Below are 24,905 nucleotides of genomic sequence, written 5' to 3'. Positions count from 1 at the left end.
TCCCACATTCAACCGCATTCTCATGTTAGAACTCGGTCAAGTGTGGGAGCGGGCTTGCTCGCGAAGGGCGCGAAGCGACCGGCTTACTGGATGATCAGGTTGTTGAACAACAAATCCTCAACCTGCGGCTTGCCGGTCTCGTCGTTCATTACTTGCTGGGTCTGCTTCAGGGCTTCCTGGCGCAGTTTTTCCTTCCCATCAACGCTGCTCATAGCGTCGCTGGTTTGCTGGGTAAACAGCGCCACCAACTGGTTGCGAATCAACGCATCGTTGGCTTTGACGGCGGCCGCCGCCTCAGGGCCGGTGACACGCAGGGCGATATCCGCCTTGAATACCTTCAGCTTCGCGGTGCCATCCAGGCCGTAGTTACCGACAAACGGCGGGCTCAGGCTGATATAGCTGACCTTCGGCGCGTCGCCTTCTTTGGCTTCTTCGGCCAGGGCTGCCGTCGGCAGTGTCAGGGCCAGCATCAACAGGATCCACGCTTTCACAATTCATTCCTCAATTCGGTTGCCCAGTAGCATAACGCTAGCAGCCCTGAGCACAAGCTTATGGCGACTTATCAGGCCGGGGCATGCTCGTTGACCCGTCGCCCTGCCCACCTACACTTATCGGCCAACACGCCAAAAGGAATAGTCCGATGAAAGCTGTGCTGTGCAAAGCCTTCGGCCCCGCCGAAACCCTGGTGCTGGAAGACGTCGAAAGCCCGGCGATCAAGAAGAACGAAATCCTGTTGGACGTGCATGCCGCCGGGGTCAATTTCCCGGACACCCTGATCATCGAGGGTAAATACCAGTTCAAGCCGCCCTTCCCGTTTTCGCCGGGCGGTGAAGCGGCGGGCGTGGTCAGCGAAGTCGGGGAAAACGTCAGCCACCTGAAGGTCGGTGACCGGGTGATGGCGTTGACCGGTTGGGGCAGCTTCGCCGAGCAGGTCGCCGTGCCGGGCTACAACGTGCTGCCGATCCCGCCGAGCATGGAATTCAACACTGCCGCCGCGTTCAGCATGACCTACGGCACGTCGATGCACGCATTGAAGCAGCGGGCCAACCTGCAACCCGGGGAAACCTTGCTGGTGCTCGGTGCTTCCGGCGGTGTCGGCCTGGCCGCAGTGGAGATCGGCAAGGCCATGGGCGCCCGGGTGATCGCCGCTGCCAGCAGCGCGGACAAACTGGTGGTGGCCAAGGCGGCCGGAGCCGATGAGTTGATCAACTACAGCGAAGCCAGCCTCAAGGACGAAATCAAACGCCTGACCGGCGGCAACGGCGTGGATGTGATTTACGACCCGGTGGGCGGCGACCTGTTTGACCAGGCCGTTCGCGGCATCGCCTGGAATGGCCGGCTGCTGGTGGTGGGCTTTGCCAGCGGGCGCATTCCGGAATTGCCGGTGAACCTGGCGCTGCTCAAGGGCGCGGCGGTGGTCGGGGTGTTCTGGGGCTCGTTTGCCCAGCGCCAGCCGCAGGACAATGCCGCCAACTTCCAGCAACTGTTCGGCTGGTTTGCCGAAGGCAAGCTGAAGCCGTTGGTGTCCCAGGTGTACCCGCTGGAGCAGGCCGCGCAGGCGATTAATGACCTCGGCCAGCGAAAGGCCGTCGGCAAGGTCGTGGTGCAGCTACGCTGACGATTGTTTCATTTTGTCCACGGGGTGCCTGGGCCCATGATCGGCCGAGGCACTATTCATTGGCAGGAAGAAAAATGGTCACACGGCTGCGCGCACTGTTTCTGGGGGTCTTGATGGTGGTGTCGGCCCAAGCCCTTGCCCATAAAGAAGACAAGGATGTACGTGGGCTGAGCAATGTGACGGTGCTGATCGTGCGCCACGCGGAAAAACCCGATGAAGGCCCGTTGCTAAGCCCCAAAGGCGAACAAAGGGCGGCAGCCTATGCCAGCTATTTCGACCCGCTGCTGTTGAACGGCATCTCCGTAGTGCCCCAGCGGCTGATCGCTACCAGCGACAGCAAGGAAAGCTCCCGCCCTCGCCTGACCCTGACACCGCTGGCCCAGCGCCTGCAACTCCCACTTGAAACACCCTACTCCGACGACCAAGTCGGCAAGCTGGTGAAGTCCCTGCGCAAGTCCAACCAGGCCCAAACCGTGCTGATCGCCTGGCACCACGGGCATATCGACAAGTTGATCGAAGCCTTTGGCGGTGACGGCCCGGCGCTCACCGGCATGAAGAAATGGCCAGAAAATGTGTATGACTGGCTGATCGTGTTGCGCTTCGACGAACAGGGCCAACTGGTGGAGTCCCGCAGCCAGAAAGTCCAGGAACACCTGCTTCCGGGCGACGTGGCGGCCATCGGCCCCTGATCATTGGCCAATCTAGTTACATCCAGACACATCCAAACCTGAAAGCGCCCCTCACTTGCCTGCAAGCGACATGTTCGTAAAAGAACATGCAATTGCACTCAATTCCTATGCCCGCTGATAAGAGGCGGTGCTATTTTCGGTAACGAAACTGTAACATTCGCATCCGCAGTCAAAACAAGAAATTTGGAGCTCTTGAATGTTTGCTTTCTTCCGCCCTGCCGCACACCAGGCGCCCCTGCCTGAAGAAAAAATAGACAGCACGTACCGACGCCTGCGCTGGCAGATCTTCGCCGGTATTTTCTTCGGTTACGCCGGGTACTACCTGCTGCGCAAAAACTTCTCCCTGGCCATGCCGTACCTGATCGACGAGGGTTACACCCGTGGCCAGTTGGGCCTGGCGATGTCGGCGATTGCAATTGCCTACGGCCTGTCCAAGTTCCTCATGGGCCTGGTGTCCGACCGCTCCAACCCGCGCTACTTCCTGCCCTTCGGCCTCCTGGTGTCCGCCGGGGTGATGTTCATTTTCGGTTTCGCACCTTGGGCTACGTCCAGCGTGACCATGATGTTCATTTTGCTGTTCATCAACGGTTGGGCCCAGGGCATGGGCTGGCCGCCAAGTGGGCGGACGATGGTGCACTGGTGGTCGCAGAAGGAACGCGGCGGCGTGGTTTCCGTATGGAACGTGGCGCATAACGTCGGCGGCGGCTTGATCGGCCCTCTGTTCCTGCTGGGCATGGCCTGGTTCAACGACTGGCACGCGGCGTTCTACGTCCCGGCCACCGTGGCCCTGCTGGTGGCGGCATTTGCCTTCATCACCATGCGCGACACCCCGCAATCGGTGGGCCTGCCACCGATCGAGCAATACAAGAACGATTACCCGGAAGGCTACGACGCCAGCCACGAAGACGAATTCAGCGCCAAGGAAATCTTCGTCAAGTACGTGCTGCGCAACAAAATGCTGTGGTACATCGCCTTCGCCAACGTCTTCGTCTACCTGCTGCGCTACGGCGTACTGGACTGGGCCCCGACGTACCTCAAGGAAGCCAAGCACTTCGACGTGGATAAAACCTCGTGGGCGTACTTCTTCTACGAATGGGCAGGCATTCCGGGCACACTGCTGTGCGGCTGGATGTCGGACAAGATCTTCCGTGGCAACCGTGGCCTGACGGGCATTGTGTTCATGGGCTTGGTGACCGTCGCGACCCTGGTTTACTGGCTCAACCCGCCGGGCAACCCGATGGTCGACATGATCGCGCTGTTCTCCATCGGCTTCCTGATCTACGGCCCGGTGATGCTGATCGGCCTGCAGGCGCTGGAGCTGGCACCGAAGAAAGCCGCCGGTACTGCAGCGGGCTTCACGGGCCTGTTCGGTTACCTGGGTGGTTCGGTGGCAGCGAGTGCAGCCATGGGCTACACCGTTGACCATTTCGGCTGGGACGGTGGTTTTGTGCTGCTGATCGGCGCGTGCCTGTTGGCGATTGCGTTCCTGATCCCCACCTTGTGGCACACCAATAGCGTCAGTACCGCACGTTAATCGTCGGAACAGCCTTTGGAACACCGCTTGAGCCGCGCCTCCAGATTCTTGTCTGGCATGGCGTGGCTACGCAGGGCGTTGACGGTCTGCTCGACATAATCGCGAGTGGTCCCGTAACGCCCGCAAGCGCTTTGCAACACGTGATTCAGCACAATGTCGGGCAAATTCCCGGCGTAGCTGGGCAGGTGCCGCTCCAGTACAAATCCCAATGCCTGCACCTGGCTGCCATCTTCAAGACGGCAGGTGAGCCAGTGTGGCCGGTAGGACGGGTAAGGCATCTCGCGCTGCCACAAGGCATAAAGCGAAGCCTCCAGCTGATCTTCCGGCAAGCGGTAGGCAAACCCACTGCACGAGCCACCGCGATCCAGGCCAAACACCAACCCCGGTGTTTCCGGCGTGCCCCGGTGCTCATGGGACCACAGGTACAAGCCGCGGTGATAACCGTGGACCCGTGCCCGCATCCGTTGTGTCGACGAACATTCAGGCCGCCAGATCAGCGAACCATAAGCGAATAGCCAGACCGGCCCACCCTTATGCAAAGCCATGGTGGCTTGCATCGAGCTGATCAACTGTTCGTGAGTGAGTTGCGGCCCCAGATCGAGCCGCGGAGGGTAAGCCAATTGCAAAAGATCAGATTCAATGGCGGTCATGGCAAATCGCTTAGGTCTCCTTTGTCGTTACGAGAAGCTGTTACCAGTTGTAAGCAACTTTACCGTAATAGAACGCGCCGCTGTAACCGTACGGCGAAAAAGTGCTATAGGCCAAATTGCCACCACTGCTGGCGTAGGCATTGAGTTTTTCCGGGTACTTGTCGGTGACGTTGTCGCCGCCAACGGTGAAGGTCCAGTTTTTCAGCTTGTAGTCGGCTGACAGGTCCAACAGCCAAGCGGCCTTGAAGCTCTGGTCGTTGGCCGGGTCCGCCTGGTAGCTGGTAAATGAACCATAGCGCACCAAATTACTGTGCAGCGCCCAATTGCCGAAGCTCAGGTCGTTACCCAGGCTCAACTTGTGCTGGGGTGTGGTGTCGCCCAACAGGCCGATGCGTTCGCGACGATCCACCCGGACCAGGCTCGCACCCAGGCTATCCAGTACAGACGGGTTGGCTTTTACGTCGGTGACCTTGGTGTGGTTGTAGTTGTAGCCCACGGTGCTGTTCCAGCGCACACCGTTATCCAGCTGGTAGCGATAGTTGGCCACCAGGTCGACGCCATTGGTGGTGGTGTCGGTGGCGTTGGTGAAGTAACGCACGGTGGTGTAGTTGATGTTGCCGACGCCGTTGGCCTGCAGGTACGCCAGCGCAGCCGGGTTTTTGCTCAGGTCCAGGTTGGAGGACAGGCTGATGCGGTCGCTGATGTCGATACGGTAGACGTCGGCGGTCACGGTCAGGTTGTCGGTCGGCTCCAGCACCAGGCCGAGGCTGTAGTTGCGGGACTTCTCGGCTTTCAGGTCCTCCGCACCGAGCAGGCGCGCCACCCGGCTGTTGGCCGGGAACGTACCGGCTTCCTGGATGGTGTTGCCGATCAGCTGCGACGAGGTGTAGGCGAAGTTCTGCTGCGCCAGGGACGGCGCGCGGAAGCCGTTGGAAACACTGCCGCGCAACGCCACTTGCGGGGTGAAGTCGTAGCGCGCCGAGAGCGAGCCGCTGACGTTGGAACCAAAATCACTGTAGTCCTCATGACGCACGGCAGCCGAGGCGCTGAGTTTTTCGGTGAAGTTGGTTTCCAGGTCCAGGTACTGCGCCCAGTTATGGCGCGTGCTGGTGCCTGCGTCGGAATCACGGAAGCCGCCCAGGCCCGAACTGCCGGTCTGGTAGTAGGACGCCGGGTCACCCGCCTTGATCTGATAACCCTGGTCCAGGTATTCGCCACCAAACGCTACCGACACCGGATACGGCAACCAGCCCAGGCTGAATTCCCGCGACAGGTCCAGGCTGAGTTGCTTCTGGTCATTGACCAGGGTGCCGTTGTCGAACTTGCGCGGCGTCGCCAGGCCCAGCGAAGTGTTGATGGTTTCGGTGCCGATCTGGTACTGGTTCTTGCCGTAGTTCACCGACACGTCGTAGTGCCAGTCATAGGCCAACAGGCCGCGCAGACCGACCGCCAGGGACGTGTCTTCCACGTCGCCGCGAATCAGCGGCAAGTAGCCGTTGGGGTTAAGCGCTGGAATGTTGTTGCTCGCGTTGCTGGCCCGGTAGAACGCCGCCGTCTCGCCGCGAGTCTTGCTGTAGCCGCCAAACGCATAGAACTCGGCCGCATCACTGAAGGAATATTCCGAGTTGAGAAACAGCTTGCCCTGGTCGGTGGCCGGCTCGCCCTGGCGGAACACCCGCTGGCCGTAGGTCGTCGAACCAACGCTGCCCGGACGCAGGTCCTTGCCGGCGCGGTTGGTGTAATCGTTGTCGGCGCCTTCGGCAGAGATGTTGATAAACCCGTTATCGCCCAGCGCCACACCGGTGTTGCCGCTGAGATTGCGCTGGATACCGTCGCCCTTCTTGTACTCACCAAACTTGCTGGTGATCGAGCCGCCGTGGTCGTCATGCTTGAGGATCACGTTGATCACCCCGGCAATCGCATCGGAGCCGTAGCGGGCCGATGCGCCGTCACGCAGCACCTCGATATGGTCGACCGCCGACAACGGGATCGCATTCAAATCCGCCGGCGCCGAGCCACGCCCAACTGCACCGCCGAGATTGACGAAGGCACTGGTGTGGCGGCGCTTGCCGTTGACCAGCACCAACACCTGGTCCGGTGACAGGCCACGCAGCTGCGCCGGGCGCACCAGTTCGGCACCGTCTACCAGGCTCGGGCGTGGAAAGTTGATGGAAGGAATCAATCGGGCCAACACCGCGCCCAACTCATCAGAGCCGGTGCTGCGCAAGGTGTCGCCGGAAATCACATCGATAGGTGACAACGAGGCACTGGCGGTGCGCTCTTGGGCGCGAGTGCCGGTCACGATGACTGTATCGAGTTTGGGTACATCGGCAGTGGCCGTTTCAGCGGCTGCCACTGGACTGAATCCCACAGCGGTCAGCAAATTAGCCGACAAAATCGCCGTGTACAGCAGGTGCTGCTTGTTGCTCCCCATACCGCTCCCCTTGGAATCAAAAGCCAGAACGTCAATGCTCTGAGCTCATACGATCGATCCGTGTGGCGGACGGTGGCGGTCATTTATTGGTTATTGGCAGAAAGTCGGTAGTCCGTTGTCATATAGCTTAATGATATTTATGTAACAAATTAAATACCTTTAAAGAATAAGCGAATGCATAAGCCCGGCCGCTCCGCTCATCAGGATTGGCCGCCTCAATCCCTGTAGTTTCAGCGCAGGTTCAGCCTGGAGGCACGCTGAGCCTTCAAACTAGGCGCCTGTCACGACCCACTTAGCCGCCAACCGAACCGACTATCGAGGTCACACCATGAAATACCGACTTCCCAGCCTGTTGTTCCTTGCACAGGCCACCACCGCCCTGGCGGTGGAAGCGCCGCCCCAAGACGAAAAAGGCTTCTGGTACGCCCAGACGAGCGTCTACACCCGGCATTTTTCGCCGGACAAGGACCACAACAACAATCAGGACCTGATCGGCCTGGAGCGCAATGAAGCGTCAGGCCTGGTGTATGGCGGGGCGACGTTTCGCAACTCGTTCAGCCAGCGTTCGTACTACGCCTATGCCGGCAAACGCTACGACATGAACGCTTACCCGGTGTACTTGAAGCTGACGGGCGGCGTGATCCAGGGCTATCGCGGCAAGTACCGCGACAAGATTCCACTGAATGGGCTCGGGGTGGCGCCAGTGATCATACCCTCGGTGGGCACTCACTATGGGCCGGTCGCCGCCGAGTTGGTGTTGCTGGGGTTCAATGCGGCGATGGTGACGACGGGCGTTCGTTTCTGATTGAGCCGCTGAAGGGCTTTTGTGGCGAGGGAGCTTGCTCCCGCTGGGTCGCGAAACGGCCCCTGAAGTTCATGCGGTCTTTCAGGTAGAACACAGCGACTGTTTTGGGGCTGCTGCGCAGCCCAGCGGGAGCAAGCCCCCTCGCCACACGTTACGGGCGGGGCGCGTAGGCAAATACGTCAGCACGCATCTGGTGTGCATCCATGCCGGCTTCGACCAGCGCATCCAGGGTGCCGTAGATCATCGCCGGTGAACCGCTGGCGTAGACGTGCACGGCCTTGAGGTCGCTGATGTCTTCGCACACGGCTTCATGCAATAACCCGCAGCGCCCTTCCCACCCGCACAGGTCGCTGACCACTTTGTGCAGGAACAGGTTGGGCAGTTGCAGCCACTGGTCCCAGTGCTCGATGTCGTAGAAGTCTTCCGGTCGACGTACACCCCAATACAGGTGCACCGGGTACTTGAAACCACTGGCGCGGCAGTGTTCGATCAAGCTGTGCATCTGCGCCATACCGGTACCGGCGGCGATCAGCACCAGCGGCCCGTCGGGCAGTTCGGCCAAGTGGGTGTCGCCAAACGGCATCTCGATGCGAGCCATCTGGTTACGCTGCAACTGCTCAAGCAGGCTGCGAGCACTGTCTTCCCGGGCCAGTACGTGCAGTTCCAGCTCGCGCCCGGCGTGGGGTGCGGAGGCCAGGGAGAACGCCGACTTCTCGCCGTTTTCCCGTTCGATCATCAGGTATTGCCCGGCGTGGTAACGCACAGCCTTGCCGGCCGGAGCCCGCAGGCGCACGCGCCACACGTCACCGCCCACTTCAACGCATTCACTCAGTTGGCAAGACAATTTGCGCACCGGCAACTCTCCCGGCGCCAGCACGCCATCCCACAACACAATGCAATCTTCCAGCGGTTCGGCAATGCAGGTATAGAACTCGCCATGGTCACGCACCTCACCGGCTTGTTGCACCCGGCCCTCTACCAGCAGCGCTGCACATACGTGGCACACACCATTGCGGCACGCCTGAGGGCAATCGTAGCCCAGGCGGCGCGCGCCTTCGAGAATCCGCTCGCCAGGCGTCAGTTCAAGTACCGCACCGGAAGGCTGCAGGGTTACACGCATCAATCTATTCCTAATTCTTTCCAGAGCGCATCCACACGGGCAGTTACCGCTTCGTCCTTGACGATCACACGGCCCCATTCGCGGGTGGTTTCACCCGGCCATTTATGGGTGGCATCCAGGCCCATTTTCGAGCCGAGGCCCGATACCGGCGAGGCAAAGTCGAGGTAGTCGATCGGCGTGTTATCGATCATCACCGTGTCGCGCTTGGGGTCCATGCGCGTGGTGATGGCCCAGATCACGTCGTTCCAGTCGCGGGCGTTGATGTCGTCGTCGGTGACAATAACGAACTTGGTGTACATGAACTGTCGCAAAAACGACCACACACCCAGCATTACCCGCTTGGCGTGGCCGGGGTACGACTTCTTCATCGTCACGATGGCCATGCGGTACGAGCAGCCTTCGGGCGGCAGGTAGAAGTCGGTGATTTCCGGAAACTGCTTTTGCAGGATCGGTACAAACACTTCGTTCAACGCCACGCCGAGGATCGCCGGCTCATCCGGCGGGCGGCCGGTGTAGGTGCTGTGGTAGATCGGCTTGATCCGGTGGGTGATGCGCTCGACGGTGAACACCGGGAAACTGTCGACTTCGTTGTAGTAGCCGGTATGGTCGCCGTAGGGGCCTTCATCGGCCATCTCGCCGGGGTGAATCACGCCTTCGAGGATGATTTCGGCGGTGGCCGGCACTTGCAGGTCATTACCACGGCATTTCACCAACTCGGTGCGGTTACCGCGCAACAAGCCCGCGAAAGCGTACTCGGAAAGGCTGTCGGGCACTGGCGTGACGGCGCCGAGGATGGTCGCCGGGTCGGCGCCCAGGGCCACCGAAACAGGGAATGGCTTGCCGGGATGTTTTTCGCACCATTCACGGAAATCCAGCGCGCCGCCACGGTGGCTCAGCCAGCGCATGATGACCTTGTTACGGCCGATCACTTGCTGACGGTAGATGCCGAGGTTCTGGCGGTCTTTGTTCGGACCTTTGGTGACGGTCAGGCCCCAGGTGATCAGCGGGCCGACGTCCCCAGGCCAACAGGTCTGCACGGGGAGCATGCCGAGGTCGACGTCATCGCCTTCGATGACCACTTCCTGGCAGACCGCGTCCTTTACGACCTTGGGGGCCATGGCGATGATCTTGCGGAAGATGGGCAGCTTCGACCAGGCGTCCTTCAGACCCTTGGGTGGCTCGGGCTCCTTGAGGAAGGCCAGCAGCTTGCCGATCTCCCGCAGTTCGCTGACGGACTCGGCGCCCATGCCGAACGCAACGCGGTCGGGGGTGCCGAACAGGTTGCCGAGCACCGGAATATCAAAGCCCACCGGGTTTTCGAACAGCAGCGCCGGGCCCTTGTTACGCAAGGTGCGGTCGCAAATCTCAGTCATCTCCAGGACCGGGGAAATCGGCACCTGGATACGTTTCAACTCTCCGCGCTGCTCAAGTTGCTGCACGAAATCCCGAAGATCCTTGAATTTCATTAACCATGCCACCCGTAAAATAGGCGTACATCCTACCTGCTCTTACGGTCGCTGGCAGCTTATTGAGCAGCATTGCCGACGACAATGACTCAAAGAGCCGAGGCCTGGGTTTCATTGCGCAAGGCCTTGAACAACGGTTCAAGGAACGCCTCGACATACCGCGAACCGACCGCCGAGAGGTGATTATCGTCGGTGTACAGCGACTGACCGTCCAGTTCCACGCGACACCAGTCATTCGCACTGCATAGCTTGGGCGCCGGATCCATTACCTTTACCCCGGGATCCGCCGCCGCGATTTGCTCGAATACCTGACTGATATAGGCCTGACGCTGAAGGTGTTCAGCCAGGGGCATGCCTTCTTTGTCGGTGGGCCGACCGAGCATCGCCAACCGGCTGAGGCGGTAAGGCGGACTGAATTCCTGCAGCGGGACTTCCTTGACCAGCCACACACGATGGCCGCTGGCGCGCAATTGCTGCACAAGGGCGCGCACGCTTTCGGCGAAGCGCTGCTCGGCGATAGCACGATCATAAGTACCGGTCGCCGGGTTGAGCAGTGAAGCCTCGGTGTCGCCATCGAGCTGCCCATAGACATAAAGGCTCCAGCGCGCTGCCAGCACTACGTCGCTAAAGGTTTCCTGACCCAGCAGTTGGGTGACTCGCTGGTTAAAGCTCAAGCAACCTGGAACGCTTTCCTTGCGATTAAACGGCAGGCAGCCGGCATACCCTGCCTGAGTGACGCTGACACCGTATTTGCTCGCGCCGTCTTGCAATGCCGGAACCAGCGCCGTGGCATGGCTATCGCCCCAGACCAGCGCGCGTGTCGGCGCGGACTGAGGTCCGAAATGACAAAATCCATGATGGCGATTTTTCCCACCATCCACCAGGCAGGCCATAAGGTCCGGGCTCCACTCGCGCGCCTGGGCAAATTGCAGCGCCTCGGGCGACAGGCGCCAAGGCAAGCCCTTCGTCAAGACCAGGCCTTTGCCGAGCAGTCCCACCCCAAGCAACGCGATACCCGCCGCCACCAGGATTTGCTTGCGTCCTGCCAACAGCCGACGCTCACGGAACGGGGCCTCGACAAACCGCCAGGACGCATAACCCAGCACCAGGCTCAACACAAACAGTGCACCAAGCTCCCACGTGCCCAGCCCGTCGACACTGGCGTACTTGCCAAACACGTACACCGGCCAGTGCCACAGGTACCAGGAGTAGGAGATCAGGCCAATCCCCACCAGCAAGCGGCTACCCAGCAGCTTGCTCGTCAGAGTAGTTTGCTGGCCGTTGGCCCAAATCAGGCAGACCACGCCCACCACTGGCAACAGCGCTGCGGCGCCGGGAAACGGCGTGCTCGGGTCATACGCGAAGACCGCCAGCAGGATCAGGCCGAGGCCGGCAAGGCTGACGGCCTGCGCCAAGGCCGGGCTCGCGCGGTACTCGCGTACCGGCATCACGGCCAGCATTGCGCCCGCCAACAGCTCCCAGGCACGCATCTGCAGCAGGAAAAAGGCTCTTTCCGGAGAGTGGGCCACCGCCCACGTACTCATGCCGAACGACACCAGTAGCAACACGAACAGCGCCGTACGCCAATATTTGAGCCGGCTCGACAGCAGTGTCAGCAGCAGTGGGAAGAGGATGTAGAACTGTTCTTCAACCGATAATGACCAGGTATGCAGCAACGGCTTGATATCGGAAGCCACATCAAAGTAACCGTCCTGGCGCATGAAAAACAGGTTGGAGATAAACACCACCTGGTTATGTATCGAGCGCCCCAACTCGCTGTAATCCTTGGGCGCCAGCAGAAACCAGCCCACCACCAGCGTGCCGAGCATCATCACGAACAGTGCCGGCAGGATGCGCCGCGCTCGACGGGCCCAGAAGCTGACAAAACTGAAACGGCCGGCCTCACGCTCGCGCCAGATGATCGAGGTGATCAAGTAGCCGGAGATCACGAAAAACACGTCGACGCCGACAAAGCCGCCGGTAAAGCCCGGTACACCAAAATGAAACAGCACAACAGCGAGCACAGCTATGGCACGCAGGCCGTCAATGTCCCTGCGATAAGCGAGAATGGTCATAAAATCTTGTAATTTGCCTGATCGGATGGACAGCGAGTGTAGTCACACACGCGAATTTGTTTCTAAACAGACACACACTAAAGCCAAACCTCCTTTTCCAGAAACAAAAAAAATGGCGCCCCATGGGGCGCCATCCTTTTTGACCGAAGCGTCGTGTTACTTACGCTTCATCGACAGGAAGAACTCGTCGTTGGTCTTGGTGGTTTTCAGCTTGTCAATCAGGAACTCGATGGCAGCCACTTCGTCCATTGGGTGCAGCAGCTTGCGCAGGATCCACATGCGCTGCAGTTCGTCATCGGCGGTCAGCAACTCTTCGCGACGTGTGCCGGAACGGTTGATGTTGATAGCCGGGAACACACGCTTTTCAGCGATACGGCGGTCCAAAGGCAGTTCCATGTTGCCGGTACCCTTGAACTCTTCGTAGATCACTTCATCCATCTTCGAGCCGGTTTCAACCAGCGCGGTGGCGATGATGGTCAGCGAGCCGCCTTCTTCGATGTTCCGCGCGGCGCCGAAGAAACGTTTCGGTTTCTCCAGGGCGTGGGCATCGACACCACCGGTGAGCACCTTGCCGGAGCTTGGGATCACGGTGTTGTAGGCACGGGCCAGACGGGTGATGGAGTCGAGCAGGATCACCACGTCTTTCTTGTGTTCGACCAGGCGCTTGGCCTTCTCGATCACCATTTCGGCAACCTGCACGTGGCGGGTTGGTGGCTCATCGAACGTCGAGGCAACCACTTCGCCGCGCACGGTGCGCTGCATTTCGGTTACTTCTTCCGGACGCTCATCGATCAGCAACACGATCAGGTGAACTTCAGGATTGTTACGGGCGATGTTCGCTGCGATGTTCTGCAGCATGATGGTCTTACCGGCTTTCGGCGGGGCCACGATCAGGCCGCGCTGGCCTTTGCCGATCGGGGCGCACAGGTCGATGACACGACCGGTCAAGTCTTCGGTGGAACCGTTACCGGCTTCCATCTTCATGCGCACGGTCGGGAACAGCGGGGTCAGGTTCTCGAAGAGAATCTTGTTTTTCGCGTTCTCGGGACGATCGTAGTTGATCGTGTCGACCTTGAGCAGGGCGAAATAACGCTCGCCTTCCTTTGGAGGGCGGATCTTGCCAACGATGGTGTCACCGGTGCGCAAGTTGAAGCGACGGATCTGGCTCGGCGAGACGTAGATATCGTCTGGGCCGGCGAGATAGGAAGCGTCTGCAGAGCGGAGGAAGCCGAAGCCGTCCTGGAGAATCTCCAGCACGCCATCACCGGAGATTTCCTCGCCGCTTTTCGCGTGCTTTTTCAGCAGGGAGAAAATCACGTCCTGCTTGCGCGAACGGGCCATATTTTCTATGCCCATCTGTTCGGCCAATTCGAGCAGTTCGGTAATCGGCTTTTGCTTGAGTTCAGTCAGATTCATATAGGAATGACGTAATCATTTATGGAGGGGGGGAAATTAAGCTTTTGGCTTAATGAGGCCGCGCCGCAGAGAAGGCGACAGGATCGCGTACTAATCGAAAAGGAGAGCGTCGGCGACGGCTTGCAGGGGGCAGTGGAGAAACCAGTGCGGGGCCGAATGTACCACCTGAATTTCAGAGCGTCTAGCCCTGTTTCACGAAAAAGCCCCGCAATTTGCGGGGCTTTTTAAGGACGCTTAGATGTTGGCGTCGAGGAAAGCTTGCAGCTGGGACTTCGACAGCGCGCCGACCTTGGTGGCCTCGACATTGCCGTTCTTGAACAGCATCAGCGTAGGAATACCACGCACGCCGTGCTTGGCCGGGGTTTCCTGGTTGTCGTCGATGTTCAGCTTGGCAATGGTCAACTTGCCTTCGTAAGTGGTGGCAATGTCGTCCAGGACCGGAGCGATCATTTTGCAAGGACCGCACCACTCAGCCCAGTAGTCAACCAGCACCGGGCCCTGGGCCTTCAGTACTTCGGCCTCAAAGGTCGCGTCGGTGACGTGCTTGATAAGATCGTTGCTCATGGATGTCTCCGGGTTGTAAGCAAAAAAAACGTTGCCCATCATAGCCGCCCTTCCCGCGTTCAGGAAGCCGCAGCTGATTGACTCTTGCTATGGCGCCGCATGAGTTTGGGTATAGCCCAACTCATGGCGTTACCGGAGTGATGAAGGCGATGCCTGTACGCAACGCCGCGTTACGCACATGTTCCTGCATGCTTTTCTGCGCAGCCCCGCTGGCGCGCCGGGCCAGTGCACGGAGGATCTTGCGGTGCTCCTGCCAGGTCTCCATGGCCCGCTCCGGCCGGATGAACGGTAGCTTCTGACTCTCCAGAAACACCTCGGCACTGGCACTGAGGATGCTCACCATCGCCTGATTACCGCTGGCCAGCAGGATGCGCTGGTGGAATTCGAAGTCCAGCCGGGCCGCTGCCTCAAAGTCACCGGCCTTGAGCTCCTTGCGCATCGCCTCGACGTTATCTTCCAGGAGGTCCAGCTCATCGGTGGTCAACGTCACCGCCGCCAGCCCCGCCGCAAAGCCTTCCAGGGCGTAGCGCAGTTGAAAGATATCCAGTGGCGTCGCCTGCGCCGTAAACGGCCAGGCCAACCCAGGGAGTTCTTCCGCCGCTTGCACGAACACGCCCTTGCCCGGCTGCACACTCACCACGCCCAACGCACTGAGGGACGACAAGGCTTCGCGCAATGAGGCCCGGCTCACGCCCAATTGCAGCGCCAAATCGCGCTGGGAGGGCAACGCATCGCCCGGCCCGAAGCCCCCGTCAGCGATCAGTTTGCGGATGGCCTGTAGCGCCACTTCCGGTACACCTTGGGCGATGGAATTCATAAAAACTCGAGTTTCCAGTCAACTGAACGGCTAGTTGTAAAGCTATTCGTGACGCCCGGCAAGCCACGCCCCAAAGGGGCTCGCAAGGTTTTGGAGGCGCTCGAAAAAGGTGCAAAAAGCCCTTTAACTGTTCAGACCAGTAAGACCGCCAGAACTCAACGGCCACCGGCCTCCCAGCTGATTAATGCGCTACTGGCATGGGCTGTGCACTGGCAAAACTCAGAAAATCCTTTCGTCCTTTTCGGAGAGTTGCCATGACCAAGCGTTGCAGCGCCCTGCTCACTGCCCTGTTTGCCAGCCTGATGCTGAGCCAGGCGCCCGCCCAGGCCAACGGTCTGGACGATATCGTCGCCCGTGGCACCCTCAAGGTGGCCGTGCCTCAGGATTTCCCGCCGTTCGGCTCGGTCGGCCCGGACATGAAGCCCCGCGGGTTGGACATCGACACCGCAAAACTGCTGGCCGACCAGCTCAAGGTCAAGCTTGAACTGACCCCGGTCAACAGCACCAACCGCATCCCGTTCCTCACCACCGGCAAGGTCGACCTGGTGATTTCCAGCCTGGGCAAGAACCCCGAGCGCGAGAAGGTCATCGACTTCTCCAAGGCCTACGCGCCGTTCTACCTCGCCGTGTTCGGCCCGCCAGATGCGCCAATCAGTACCGTTGACGACCTCAAGGGCAAAACCATCAGCGTGACCCGCGGCGCCATCGAAGACATCGAGCTGACCGCCGTTGCGCCTAAAGAGGCGACGATCAAGCGCTTTGAAGACAACAACTCGACCATCGCCGCCTACCTCGCGGGCCAAGTGGACCTGATCGCCAGCGGCAACGTGGTGATGGTGGCCATCAGCGAACGCAACCCCAAGCGCGTGCCGGCACTGAAAGTGAAGCTCAAGGACTCGCCGGTGTACGTGGGCGTAAACAAGAACGAGCCGGCGCTGCTGGACAAGGTCAACCAGATCCTGGTCGCGGCCAAAGCCAACGGCAGCCTGGAAAAGAACGCAATGCAGTGGCTCAAAGAGCCGCTGCCGGCTGATCTCTGATCGCGGTAACGAGGGTTAGCTATGGCCTATCAATTCGACTTTGTGCCGGTTCTGGCCAATACCGATCTGTTGCTGCGCGGCGCGCTGTTCACCCTTGAGCTGACCGCCATCGGTGCAGTACTGGGCGTGGCGCTGGGAATCGTCGGCGCCGTGGTGCGGGCGTGGAAGATCCAGCCGTTCAGCTGGATCTTCGGGGTGTACGTCGAGTTGATCCGCAACACGCCGTTCCTGGTGCAGCTGTTTTTCATCTTCTTCGGCCTGCCGTCCCTCGGTTTGAAAATCACCGAATGGCAGGCGGCGGTGCTGGCGATGGTGATCAACCTGGGGGCGTACTCCACGGAGATCATCCGCGCCGGGATCCAGGCGATCCCGCGGGGGCAACTGGAGGCCGCGGCCGCGCTGGCCATGACGCGTTTCGAAGCGTTCCGCCACGTGGTGTTATTGCCCGCACTGGGCAAGGTCTGGCCGGCCCTGAGCAGCCAGATCATCATCGTGATGCTCGGTTCGGCGGTCTGTTCGCAAATCGCCACAGAAGAGCTGAGCTTCGCCGCCAATTTTATCCAGTCACGCAACTTCCGTGCGTTTGAAACCTATGCACTGACCACCTTGGTCTACCTGTGCATGGCGCTGATGATCCGCCAGTTGCTGAACTGGATCGGCCGTCGCTATGTCATGAGGAACGCCCGATGAGTGATTTTTCCTTCTGGGACATCGTGCGCAACCTGCTCACCGGCTTGCAATGGACCTTGCTGCTGTCGCTGGTGGCGTTTATCGGCGGCGGCGTGATCGGCTTGCTGGTGATGACCATGCGCATCAGCACCAAGGCTTTCCCGCGCAACGTCGCCCGTACCTATATCGAGCTGTTCCAGGGCACGCCGCTGTTGATGCAGCTGTTCCTGGTGTTCTTCGGCATTGCCTTGCTCGGCGTGGACATCTCGCCCTGGCTGGCGGCGGCGATTGCCTTGACCCTGTTCACAAGCGCCTATCTGGCCGAAATCTGGCGTGGCTGCGTCGACTCCATTGCCCACGGGCAATGGGAGGCGTCCGCGAGCCTGGCCCTCAACCCGCTTGAGCAATTGCGCTACGTGATCCTGCCCCAAGCCCTTCGCATTGCCGTGGCGCCGACCGTGGGCTTCTCGGTGCAAGTGGTCAAAGGCACTGCCGTGACCTCGATCATCGGCTTCACCGAGCTGACCAAAACCGGCGGCATGCTCGCCAACGCAACCTTCGAGCCCTTCATGGTCTACGGCCTGGTGGCGCTCGGTTACTTCCTGCTTTGCTACCCCTTGTCCCTCAGTGCGCGCTACCTGGAAAGGAGACTGCATGCCTCTGCTTAGAATTTCTGCCCTGCATAAGTATTACGGCGATCACCATGTACTCAAGGGCATCGACCTGACGGTCGAAGAAGGCCAGGTGGTGGCGATCATCGGCCGCAGCGGCTCGGGTAAATCCACCTTGCTGCGCACCCTCAATGGCCTGGAGTCGATCAATGACGGGGTGATTGAAGTCGACGGTGAATACCTCGACGCCGCCCGTGCCGACCTACGCACCTTGCGGCAGAAAGTCGGCATGGTGTTCCAGCAGTTCAACCTGTTCCCGCATCTGACGGTGGGCGAAAACGTCATGCTCGCGCCACAAGTGGTGCAGAAAGTGCCGAAGGCCAAGGCTGCGCAACTGGCGCGGCAGATGCTGGAACGGGTCGGGCTGGGGGAGAAGTTCGACGCTTTCCCCGATCGGTTATCCGGCGGCCAGCAGCAGCGCGTGGCCATCGCCCGGGCGCTGGCCATGTCACCCAAGGTGTTGCTGTGCGATGAAATCACCTCGGCCCTGGACCCGGAACTGGTCAACGAAGTGCTCAGCGTGGTGCGCCAACTGGCCAAGGATGGCATGACGCTGATCATGGTCACCCATGAGATGCGTTTTGCCCGGGAAGTGGGCGACAAGCTGGTGTTCATGCATCAGGGCAAGGTGCATGAAGTGGGTGATCCAAAAGTGCTGTTTGCCAACCCGCAGACCGCCGAGCTGGCCAACTTTATTGGCTCGACAGAGGCCCCGGACTGAGTCGTCAACCAGCAGGCACCAGCTCAAAACGCCCTCTGCCCTCCAACACGGTCTTATCGCGAACGGCGGTGGCCGTGTTGAAGAGATAAGTGTCGACCTGCACCTGAGCTGAAAACACGCGACCCACGGCGGGCAGCCCGGCAGCCAGCACCACCATGGCCTGGTCCGGCAACAATTGGCTGTTCCGCTCGGCCCGATGATGCAAAGGGGCCAACTCGACAGGCCTGCCGTCCAGCACTGGCTGCTGGAGGCTCAGGGTGAAATACCCCTGGTGGCCAAACCTGAAGCCTTGGCCCACAGCGGGCACGCCTCGAAAACGCACGGCGATGACCGTGTCTTGTTGGCACACCACATTCAAATGCACCGTGCGCTTACCAAAAAGTACGCCTTGGGCAGCAACCTGCCCACCTTGGCGTAACGCGCCAAGATCAACTTCTGGCCGGCTCAACGAGAGACGACATTCTGCGGCATGGACCTCCCCCACCATCAACAGGCCGGATAACAGCGCGCCCGCAGCGCCTACCTTAACGGCAGGTCGCGGAAGCGGTTTCATAGGGTCGTTCATCATAGGATTGCTCCGCCAGGTCGAGTTGGAGTGTGCACGAGGCCCCGCTCGGCGATGACACCGTGAGGGTTTGCGCGCTATCGATATTGCTCAGGAAAATCATGCCGTCTGCCACCACGTTGGTCAGGAACGCATTACCTGCGCCAAGCACCGATGCCCCCTGAGGCAGAGGCTCGCCCGTCGTATCCGTGGCCCTCAGTAGCACGCGTCGAACTTTAACCACCTCGAAGTCGACCTTGCTGAATGAACCTCGCCCGGCCTCCAGCACTTTCGTACCGTTCTTGATATCCACCTGCCGCGGCAGGGACTTGCCTTCGATTTCAAGCTGACTGACTTGATAGGCGGGCAGCCCGGGAAGCACCGCCATGCCCCAGCGATCAGTCCACACAGGCCCTTGGGGAGTACTGATACGAGCCCCCGTAATATCCCCGGCCGAGGCAACGCCGAACGTATCCTCGACCCGGTACGGCGTAAAGGTCACGCCCCGATCATGGGCCACCACGGCGCCCTGCAATTGCCCGCTGTAGCGTGTACTCGATCCATCCCGGTCAATGCCCGCACCGACCTGGGTATAACGCGACAACGTATTAACCCAGCCGCCCACGGCCTGCTCATGATCGCCCCTCAAGTCTCTCTCGCCACGAAGCTCATAGTTCAGGGTCTCATCCACACGTTCGGTATACGTGGTACCAATACTGGATCGACGACCTTGGTGTCGTGCAACAGAGGTGAGGGACCGCTCGCGGCCCAGCGGAACGGCGACCTGCAAGCGAAACCCGACGCCATCCTTATCGCCGCGGGTAGCACCCGACGTACCCACCTGCGAGTCCACCGTCACACCCACGTTCGCGTACCTGAAGTCCTTGCTCCAAGAGCCGTAGATGTTTTGGGTGGTCCTGCTATTGAAATGAGCCGCCCGGGAATAGCCCAACGAAAACTCGCCAAACTCCCGTGCAGCCCAACTGAAGCCCGCGGTGTACTGATTTTTAAACCGTGCGTCCCGAGCGTCGCCGGCGGCAGTACGCAGGGTTTCGAGCACCTCACGATAGCCTGGGGTTTGAGTAGTGGCGCTCAGCGAAACCTGTACGTTGCCAGGCAACGTGCTTCCCACGGAAATGCTATTGCGCGCGCCCTGGCGCTTTTTTTTACGGTCCCGCGCAAGGTTGTTACGCAGCCCCAGGGAAAAACGTTCGCCAAAGCCGGTGTCCAGCGCAAAGCCCACCGAATTGTAGTTGTCGGTGCCCTGCACCCCGGAGCTGAAGGCGCTGCTCTTGCCAAACGCCCAGGTTCCGCTGGCCATTCCTAGCACAGGCTCTTTGGCGCCACTGCGGTCCACATCACGCACCTTGCCCAGCCCAGCCGTATAACCCGCCCTGACCGGTACCGCCGCGCGAAAAGACGCCGCCGGTACCACGAAACTACGTTGTGCCCCTCGTGTATCGATGACGCTGACCTGAAGGTCACTTGTGCCATTGAGCAACGGTAAATTGCTCAATGAAAAGGGGCCTTCGGGCACCACCGTGGTGTAAATCAGGGCGCCTGATTGACGCACTTCAACCCGTGATTGGCTGACGGCTACGCCCTCGACCACCACGCCACCGCCGCTCGAACTGCTCGCGATCCCGTCGGGAAACAACTGTGCGCCCAACAGTTGCACACCGCCAAATACCGGGCTGATGCCGGATATCTGCCCCAATTGGAACGTAGAAGCCAACGGCACTAAATCACGTTGCGCATAGGCAAACAGATGCTCGGCGGTGGAGCGCCCGTTGCTGGAGACGTACAGCTGGCGACTACGTGCAATCCAGTCTCCGAAGTTGAACCCTGCTTCTGTCGAAGCGGAGAAATAACGGCTGGTATCCTCTCGCGAATGGCTATTACTGCCCTGCAGGTCATAGTTGAGCATCCCTGCGGTACCGCCCCGGGAATAGTGGCCAGACCCGCGTTGCAGTTCGCGCAATGCCTGGGTAGGCACCACCAGGAATACTTCCTCGCTTCCCGGGCGTAACGTTGCGACCGTCTTGGGATACTCAGAGAGGAAGTCATGGCAAGCCTGGTCACCCGCTGCGTCTTTGTTCAGTACCCGGGAAGGCACCTGCAAGCCCGCTCGGTCGAGCAAACCACGGGTGAAACACAACTCGCCTTCATGATTGAAACGCACATCCGCCAGCCCCACCCGGTCACCATTCACCGTGAGCCCGACAACGCGCACGCCTTCGGTGAAACGCGCAGCGCTACGGAAATAACGAGCGACGCCGGGGTCAATACCGCGAGCCTGTAAGGTCGCCAGGTCGAACCCCAGCAACTGGGTGCCGGGCTGGGCAGCGTAAGCCTGCTCAGTCATCCCCGACAGGATCGCCACACACACCAGGCCATTACGCCTGAATCGCTCATCGTCACGCTTGGTTTTAGATAGCTTTTTACTGACTGCACCGGGAACTCTTTTGACTTTTCTCATGACCGGTCAAGGCGCATTGGCTAGGAGTAATGCGTCGTAGCTGTCGACGGTAAATCCATAGATGGTGGCCGGCTCGAGGGTCACTGAAGTGGCGTCCGGTACGGCCTTCTTCAGGTCAACCCTCAACACTTCGCCCGGCAAGATGTAGGCGCGAGGAAGGTTGGCTTGAATGTTTTGCGGGTTGACCTTCACTTCAGTGCCCAGTCGGACCACATACGGACTGTCGTTGCGCACGATCAGAGTGCTGGCTTGCAGTTGCCAGGTCAGTAGCTCCCAGGGTGCTTCATTTCGAGGCAAGCCTTTGGGGTGCAGGATCAGGGGCAAATTCTGCCGAAGGCTGATACCGATCGTCGCACCCGAACCGGGTCGCGTCTGAGGAACGCCCTCGAAAGACACACGCTTCAAACGCTGAGTCTTGAGCGGCTCCTTGCCAATTGCCAGGAACCTGACCATCTGCTGCTCCCCTGCATCGACTCGCGCAACAGGCGGCGTTATAAGCACCAGCGGCTCAAGGTCCTCAGGAATATCTTCGATCGTCGAATGAAGTAAGGCGGGCCCTTTATCGGTATTGGTTACGTTGATGCTGACTTCGCCCTCCGATTCGTTCAGCACAATAACAGTTGTTTCAGGACGCATACCATCTGCCCATACATCAGCAGCAAACACCAGACTCAAACAAACATACAAAGGCGCAAGAACTTTGAATCTCAACTTAGTCATTGACCAACCTTCCCATTACCTCAAGATTACAAACCAGTCGACGCAGGTTTTGGCAATTAACTTCCAGCCCTAACCTGCATCGACCCAATTCAAATGGTTCTTAGAGGTAACGCAGTTCCAAAGTCGCCTGACCATCAAGAGCGATTTGACTCGTCATATCAAGCTCAGAAGTTCTATTGATAACTGCCTGAACTTCCAGATTCCCGGCCAGTGTATTCAGTTGGAGTGGCGTATTGGTTCCAATGTGCCATGCCGCAATATTCGCGCCTTGCCCCAAAGCCGGCCCGCCCTGCACCCAACTGGTGCCATTGTTGCTACTGGTAAGAACGTTTACCGCCCGGCCATCAGCGACAGAATTACGCAGATGCACAACGTAACCGCCTATTTTCTGCGCTCTCGCGGTAGTGCCCAAACCGTAGTTATAGGTATCGGTGTAAGGCGCACCGAACTGGCTGACCATCAGGTTCGGGATACGGCTGCTGGCCCGGTTATCCACGGCCTTGATACCCACCTTGGTCTTTACACTGCTGGCACACCTGATTGCGTAAGGCGTGGTCTTGGCGGCCAACTTGGTATAGTTGGTGGGGCTCAAGGTACTCGGATTGATAGCGCCGTAATCAATAACAGAGTTGGTGATTGTGAAACTGCAGCTGCTGGGCGCAATGGTGCCCTTGACACGAAGATCGGCGGCTTGTGCACTCAGACCTGCAACAGCTAGAAACATGCCCACCCATACAGCAATATTTTTCTTCATCAGATAGTTACCTTTCAATGAGAGATACGGCTAATTACAGATGGACAGAAACGATCATTGCCCCGTCCGCACGGACAAGTTCATGCCACATGACGTTCTGATCCATAAATAAATACCGCCACGGCACAAATGCCGAACCGAAGTATCGGCATATCGACTCCACAATAAAGCCGGAAAAAATTGCAATCCTCGTATGAACCACCAACGCTATTGCCTTGAAGCTTCCGGCGCCGCCGTGCGAGTGAGTACAAAATCGCTCAGGATGAATACGAAAACGTGTAGGACCTATCAGTTACCCCAGTAAGTGCTGGGTTGCATAAATATGGATTACATCAACTATTAACTTGGTAATACGAGACGAGCGAACATTTCCCACAATGGCAAGTCAACGGTCCCATGGCGGTGCTGGAAAAATTACTCTGGCACTACGCGTTGGCGTCAGCGGTTGATCGTGGCACGATGGCGAGGTTATCGACCGAGACCCCTTAACCATGCCGCAATCCCAAGCCAAGAATCTGTCCCTGATCGCCGCCATCGACCTGGGCTCCAACAGCTTTCACATGGTCGTGGCCAAGGCCCAGAACGGCGAAATCCGCATCCTTGAGCGGCTCGGCGAGAAAGTGCAACTGGCTGCCGGGATCGACGACGAGCGTCAGCTCAATGAAGAATCCATGCAGCGCGGGCTCGATTGCCTGAAGCGCTTTGCCCAACTGATCAACGGCATGCCCCCTGGCGCCGTGCGGATCGTCGGCACCAACGCCCTGCGCGAAGCCCGCAACCGCGGCGAATTCATCCGCCGTGCCGAGGAGATTCTCGGCCACCCCGTAGAGGTCATCTCCGGCCGTGAGGAAGCGCGCCTGATCTACCTCGGCGTGTCGCACACCCTGGCAGACACCCCGGGCAAGCGCCTGGTGGCCGACATCGGCGGTGGCAGTACCGAATTCATCATTGGCCAGCGCTTCGAACCGCTGCTGCGCGAAAGCCTGCAGATGGGTTGCGTCAGCTACACCCAACGCTATTTCAAGGACGGCAAGATCACCCCGGCCCGCTACGCCCAGGCGTATACGGCGGCGCGGCTGGAGATCATGAGCATCGAGCACGCCCTGCACCGCCTGACGTGGGATGAGGCCATCGGCTCGTCCGGCACCATCCGCGCCATCGGCCTGGCCCTCAAGGCCGGCGGCCACGGCACTGGCGAGGTCAATGCCGAAGGCCTGGCCTGGCTCAAGCGCAAGCTGTTCAAGCTGGGGGATGCCGAGAAGATCGACTTCGATGGCATCAAGCCTGACCGCCGCACGATTTTCCCGGCGGGCCTGGCAATCCTCGAAGCGATTTTCGATGCCCTCGAACTGCAACGCATGGACCACTGCGACGGTGCCCTGCGTGAAGGCGTGCTGTACGACCTGCTGGGCCGCCATCACCACGAAGACGTGCGTGAACGCACCCTCAGCTCGCTGATGGAGCGTTACCACGTCGACCTGGAGCAAGCCGCTCGGGTTGAACGCAAGGCGCTGCATGCTTTCGATCAGGTCGCGGCGGATTGGGACCTGGAAGACGGCGTCTGGCGTGAACTGCTGGGCTGGGCGGCCAAGGTCCATGAAGTGGGGCTGGACATCGCCCACTACCATTACCACAAGCACGGCGCCTACTTGATCGAGCACTCGGACCTGGCGGGTTTCTCCCGGGAAGACCAACAGATGCTCGCCCTGCTGGTACGCGGCCACCGGCGCAACATTCCGAAGGACAAGTTTGCCGAGTTCGGTGACGAAGGCATCAAGCTGATTCGCCTGTGCGCGCTGCTGCGTTTTGCGATCCTGTTCCACCACATCCGTGGTACCCAGGAAATGCCACAAGTGGTGCTGCGGGCCAATGCCGACAGCCTGGACGTGGTATTCCCGAAAAACTGGCTGGATGAAAACCAGCTGACCCAGGCGGATTTCGCCCAGGAAGCCGAGTGGCTGACGCGGGTTGGGTTCACGCTGAACGTGCGCTGATAGGGGTGAGTGACGCGGAGCGTCACAGGATGTATTCCCACGCAGAGCGTGGGAACAATCTAACGCCACAAAACAAATGTGGGAGCGGGCTTGCTCGCGAAGGCGGAGTGTCAGTCAACAGATTC

The 24,905-nt window shown here is 59.7% G+C and carries 22 protein-coding genes; 9 read left to right on the top strand and 13 right to left on the bottom strand.

Features of this window, described 5'->3' with window-relative positions; genetic code table 11:
- Positions 1 to 83: 83 nt before the first annotated feature.
- Positions 84 to 491 (bottom strand): flagellar basal body-associated protein FliL, encoded by a 408-nt coding sequence (locus K0H47_RS23375; RefSeq protein ID WP_063026367.1) that lies wholly within the window; start codon positions 489 to 491, stop codon positions 84 to 86.
- A 149-nt stretch (positions 492 to 640) separates the two neighbouring features.
- Between K0H47_RS23375 and K0H47_RS23370 the strand changes: the two genes are divergently transcribed.
- From K0H47_RS23370 to glpT, 3 genes are all read left to right on the top strand, one after another.
- On the top strand, positions 641 to 1,618 hold the full coding sequence (locus K0H47_RS23370; RefSeq protein ID WP_063026365.1) for an NADPH:quinone oxidoreductase family protein: 978 nt from the start codon (positions 641 to 643) through the stop codon (positions 1,616 to 1,618).
- Between the two features lie 74 nt (positions 1,619 to 1,692).
- On the top strand, positions 1,693 to 2,307 hold the full coding sequence (locus tag K0H47_RS23365; RefSeq protein WP_063026363.1) for a hypothetical protein: 615 nt from the start codon (positions 1,693 to 1,695) through the stop codon (positions 2,305 to 2,307).
- A gap of 196 nt (positions 2,308 to 2,503) precedes the next feature.
- Complete coding sequence (glpT, locus tag K0H47_RS23360) at positions 2,504 to 3,841, top strand: glycerol-3-phosphate transporter (protein ID WP_093203852.1); 1,338 nt, start codon at positions 2,504 to 2,506, stop codon at positions 3,839 to 3,841.
- On the opposite strand, the gene K0H47_RS23355 is transcribed toward glpT, so the two are convergent.
- A complete protein-coding gene (locus K0H47_RS23355; RefSeq protein ID WP_219273724.1) occupies positions 3,838 to 4,491 on the bottom strand; it encodes a gamma-glutamylcyclotransferase in 654 nt (217 codons plus the stop codon). The two genes, glpT and K0H47_RS23355, sit on opposite strands and share 4 nt — an antisense overlap.
- A gap of 40 nt (positions 4,492 to 4,531) precedes the next feature.
- Complete coding sequence (locus K0H47_RS23350; protein ID WP_219273723.1) at positions 4,532 to 6,925, bottom strand: TonB-dependent siderophore receptor; 2,394 nt, start codon at positions 6,923 to 6,925, stop codon at positions 4,532 to 4,534.
- 328 nt (positions 6,926 to 7,253) lie between these two features.
- Here K0H47_RS23350 and K0H47_RS23345 point away from each other — a divergent pair, with 328 nt between their 5' ends.
- Positions 7,254 to 7,730 (top strand): sn-glycerol-3-phosphate transporter, encoded by a 477-nt coding sequence (locus K0H47_RS23345; RefSeq protein ID WP_257626725.1) that lies wholly within the window; start codon positions 7,254 to 7,256, stop codon positions 7,728 to 7,730.
- Between the two features lie 151 nt (positions 7,731 to 7,881).
- On the opposite strand, the gene K0H47_RS23340 is transcribed toward K0H47_RS23345, so the two are convergent.
- The 6 genes from K0H47_RS23340 to K0H47_RS23315 all read right to left on the bottom strand — a co-directional run bounded on the left by K0H47_RS23340 (position 7,882) and on the right by K0H47_RS23315 (position 15,188).
- Complete coding sequence (locus K0H47_RS23340; protein ID WP_063026353.1) at positions 7,882 to 8,850, bottom strand: CDP-6-deoxy-delta-3,4-glucoseen reductase; 969 nt, start codon at positions 8,848 to 8,850, stop codon at positions 7,882 to 7,884.
- The gene (gene ubiD, locus K0H47_RS23335) at positions 8,850 to 10,316 is read right to left on the bottom strand and encodes a 4-hydroxy-3-polyprenylbenzoate decarboxylase (protein WP_017476626.1); all 1,467 of its coding nucleotides are present in this window, start codon (positions 10,314 to 10,316) and stop codon (positions 8,850 to 8,852) included. Before ubiD ends, K0H47_RS23340 begins: the two co-directional genes overlap by 1 nt.
- A gap of 89 nt (positions 10,317 to 10,405) precedes the next feature.
- On the bottom strand, positions 10,406 to 12,391 hold the full coding sequence (locus tag K0H47_RS23330) for an acyltransferase family protein (protein ID WP_093203847.1): 1,986 nt from the start codon (positions 12,389 to 12,391) through the stop codon (positions 10,406 to 10,408).
- 156 nt (positions 12,392 to 12,547) lie between these two features.
- Positions 12,548 to 13,807 carry a transcription termination factor Rho gene (gene rho / locus K0H47_RS23325; protein WP_008438874.1) on the bottom strand — a complete coding sequence of 420 codons (1,260 nt, stop codon included), beginning with the start codon at positions 13,805 to 13,807 and terminating at the stop codon, positions 12,548 to 12,550.
- Positions 13,808 to 14,041: 234 nt separating this feature from the next.
- On the bottom strand, positions 14,042 to 14,371 hold the full coding sequence (gene trxA / locus K0H47_RS23320; protein ID WP_003213989.1) for a thioredoxin TrxA: 330 nt from the start codon (positions 14,369 to 14,371) through the stop codon (positions 14,042 to 14,044).
- A 121-nt stretch (positions 14,372 to 14,492) separates the two neighbouring features.
- Positions 14,493 to 15,188, bottom strand: a complete 696-nt coding sequence (locus K0H47_RS23315; RefSeq protein WP_063026349.1) for a FadR/GntR family transcriptional regulator — start codon at positions 15,186 to 15,188, stop codon at positions 14,493 to 14,495.
- Positions 15,189 to 15,442: 254 nt separating this feature from the next.
- Here K0H47_RS23315 and K0H47_RS23310 point away from each other — a divergent pair, with 254 nt between their 5' ends.
- The 4 genes from K0H47_RS23310 to K0H47_RS23295 are packed head-to-tail and all read left to right on the top strand — an operon-like array spanning position 15,443 to position 18,289.
- Positions 15,443 to 16,228: a transporter substrate-binding domain-containing protein gene (locus tag K0H47_RS23310; RefSeq protein WP_177070907.1), complete on the top strand. Its 786-nt coding sequence runs from the start codon at positions 15,443 to 15,445 to the stop codon at positions 16,226 to 16,228.
- Positions 16,229 to 16,249: 21 nt separating this feature from the next.
- On the top strand, positions 16,250 to 16,918 hold the full coding sequence (locus tag K0H47_RS23305; RefSeq protein ID WP_003213995.1) for an amino acid ABC transporter permease: 669 nt from the start codon (positions 16,250 to 16,252) through the stop codon (positions 16,916 to 16,918).
- Entirely contained in the window at positions 16,915 to 17,565 is a 651-nt protein-coding gene (locus K0H47_RS23300; protein WP_003213996.1) for an amino acid ABC transporter permease, read from the top strand. The genes K0H47_RS23305 and K0H47_RS23300 overlap by 4 nt, the downstream gene beginning before the upstream one ends.
- Positions 17,552 to 18,289 carry an amino acid ABC transporter ATP-binding protein gene (locus tag K0H47_RS23295; protein ID WP_063026347.1) on the top strand — a complete coding sequence of 246 codons (738 nt, stop codon included), beginning with the start codon at positions 17,552 to 17,554 and terminating at the stop codon, positions 18,287 to 18,289. Before K0H47_RS23300 ends, K0H47_RS23295 begins: the two co-directional genes overlap by 14 nt.
- 4 nt (positions 18,290 to 18,293) lie before the next feature.
- Here the strand turns inward: K0H47_RS23295 and K0H47_RS23290 are convergent, their stop codons facing one another.
- The 4 genes from K0H47_RS23290 to K0H47_RS23275 all read right to left on the bottom strand — a co-directional run bounded on the left by K0H47_RS23290 (position 18,294) and on the right by K0H47_RS23275 (position 22,786).
- A complete protein-coding gene (locus K0H47_RS23290; RefSeq protein WP_219273721.1) occupies positions 18,294 to 18,842 on the bottom strand; it encodes a hypothetical protein in 549 nt (182 codons plus the stop codon).
- Positions 18,814 to 21,312 (bottom strand): fimbria/pilus outer membrane usher protein, encoded by a 2,499-nt coding sequence (locus K0H47_RS23285; RefSeq protein ID WP_257626724.1) that lies wholly within the window; start codon positions 21,310 to 21,312, stop codon positions 18,814 to 18,816. Before K0H47_RS23285 ends, K0H47_RS23290 begins: the two co-directional genes overlap by 29 nt.
- Positions 21,313 to 21,318: 6 nt before the next feature.
- Entirely contained in the window at positions 21,319 to 22,032 is a 714-nt protein-coding gene (locus K0H47_RS23280; protein WP_081253072.1) for a fimbria/pilus chaperone family protein, read from the bottom strand.
- Positions 22,033 to 22,132: 100 nt separating this feature from the next.
- The gene (locus tag K0H47_RS23275) at positions 22,133 to 22,786 is read right to left on the bottom strand and encodes a DUF1120 domain-containing protein (protein WP_063026340.1); all 654 of its coding nucleotides are present in this window, start codon (positions 22,784 to 22,786) and stop codon (positions 22,133 to 22,135) included.
- A 491-nt stretch (positions 22,787 to 23,277) separates the two neighbouring features.
- Here K0H47_RS23275 and ppx point away from each other — a divergent pair, with 491 nt between their 5' ends.
- On the top strand, positions 23,278 to 24,780 hold the full coding sequence (gene ppx, locus K0H47_RS23270) for an exopolyphosphatase (protein WP_063026338.1): 1,503 nt from the start codon (positions 23,278 to 23,280) through the stop codon (positions 24,778 to 24,780).
- Positions 24,781 to 24,905 lie beyond the last annotated feature (125 nt).

The organism is Pseudomonas sp. Xaverov 83, assembly GCF_019352905.1.
Taxonomy (GTDB): domain Bacteria; phylum Pseudomonadota; class Gammaproteobacteria; order Pseudomonadales; family Pseudomonadaceae; genus Aquipseudomonas; species Aquipseudomonas yamanorum.
This window is presented reverse-complemented; position numbering and strand designations above follow the sequence as displayed.

Bases quoted from the DNA above. Each gene is read 5' to 3' on its own strand.
- rho (WP_008438874.1), bottom strand. From the start codon at position 13,807: ATGAATCTGACTGAACTCAAGCAAAAGCCGATTACCGAACTGCTCGAA.
- K0H47_RS23300 (WP_003213996.1), top strand. From the start codon at position 16,915: ATGAGTGATTTTTCCTTCTGGGACATCGTGCGCAACCTGCTCACCGGC.
- K0H47_RS23365 (WP_063026363.1), top strand. From the start codon at position 1,693: ATGGTCACACGGCTGCGCGCACTGTTTCTGGGGGTCTTGATGGTGGTG.
- K0H47_RS23330 (WP_093203847.1), bottom strand. From the start codon at position 12,391: ATGACCATTCTCGCTTATCGCAGGGACATTGACGGCCTGCGTGCCATA.
- trxA (WP_003213989.1), bottom strand. From the start codon at position 14,371: ATGAGCAACGATCTTATCAAGCACGTCACCGACGCGACCTTTGAGGCC.
- K0H47_RS23350 (WP_219273723.1), bottom strand. From the start codon at position 6,925: ATGGGGAGCAACAAGCAGCACCTGCTGTACACGGCGATTTTGTCGGCT.
- ppx (WP_063026338.1), top strand. From the start codon at position 23,278: ATGCCGCAATCCCAAGCCAAGAATCTGTCCCTGATCGCCGCCATCGAC.
- K0H47_RS23345 (WP_257626725.1), top strand. From the start codon at position 7,254: ATGAAATACCGACTTCCCAGCCTGTTGTTCCTTGCACAGGCCACCACC.
- K0H47_RS23355 (WP_219273724.1), bottom strand. From the start codon at position 4,491: ATGACCGCCATTGAATCTGATCTTTTGCAATTGGCTTACCCTCCGCGG.
- K0H47_RS23305 (WP_003213995.1), top strand. From the start codon at position 16,250: ATGGCCTATCAATTCGACTTTGTGCCGGTTCTGGCCAATACCGATCTG.
- glpT (WP_093203852.1), top strand. From the start codon at position 2,504: ATGTTTGCTTTCTTCCGCCCTGCCGCACACCAGGCGCCCCTGCCTGAA.
- K0H47_RS23290 (WP_219273721.1), bottom strand. From the start codon at position 18,842: ATGAAACCGCTTCCGCGACCTGCCGTTAAGGTAGGCGCTGCGGGCGCG.
- K0H47_RS23310 (WP_177070907.1), top strand. From the start codon at position 15,443: ATGACCAAGCGTTGCAGCGCCCTGCTCACTGCCCTGTTTGCCAGCCTG.
- K0H47_RS23285 (WP_257626724.1), bottom strand. From the start codon at position 21,312: ATGAGAAAAGTCAAAAGAGTTCCCGGTGCAGTCAGTAAAAAGCTATCT.
- K0H47_RS23275 (WP_063026340.1), bottom strand. From the start codon at position 22,786: ATGAAGAAAAATATTGCTGTATGGGTGGGCATGTTTCTAGCTGTTGCA.
- K0H47_RS23370 (WP_063026365.1), top strand. From the start codon at position 641: ATGAAAGCTGTGCTGTGCAAAGCCTTCGGCCCCGCCGAAACCCTGGTG.
- K0H47_RS23280 (WP_081253072.1), bottom strand. From the start codon at position 22,032: ATGACTAAGTTGAGATTCAAAGTTCTTGCGCCTTTGTATGTTTGTTTG.
- K0H47_RS23340 (WP_063026353.1), bottom strand. From the start codon at position 8,850: ATGCGTGTAACCCTGCAGCCTTCCGGTGCGGTACTTGAACTGACGCCT.
- K0H47_RS23295 (WP_063026347.1), top strand. From the start codon at position 17,552: ATGCCTCTGCTTAGAATTTCTGCCCTGCATAAGTATTACGGCGATCAC.
- ubiD (WP_017476626.1), bottom strand. From the start codon at position 10,316: ATGAAATTCAAGGATCTTCGGGATTTCGTGCAGCAACTTGAGCAGCGC.
- K0H47_RS23315 (WP_063026349.1), bottom strand. From the start codon at position 15,188: ATGAATTCCATCGCCCAAGGTGTACCGGAAGTGGCGCTACAGGCCATC.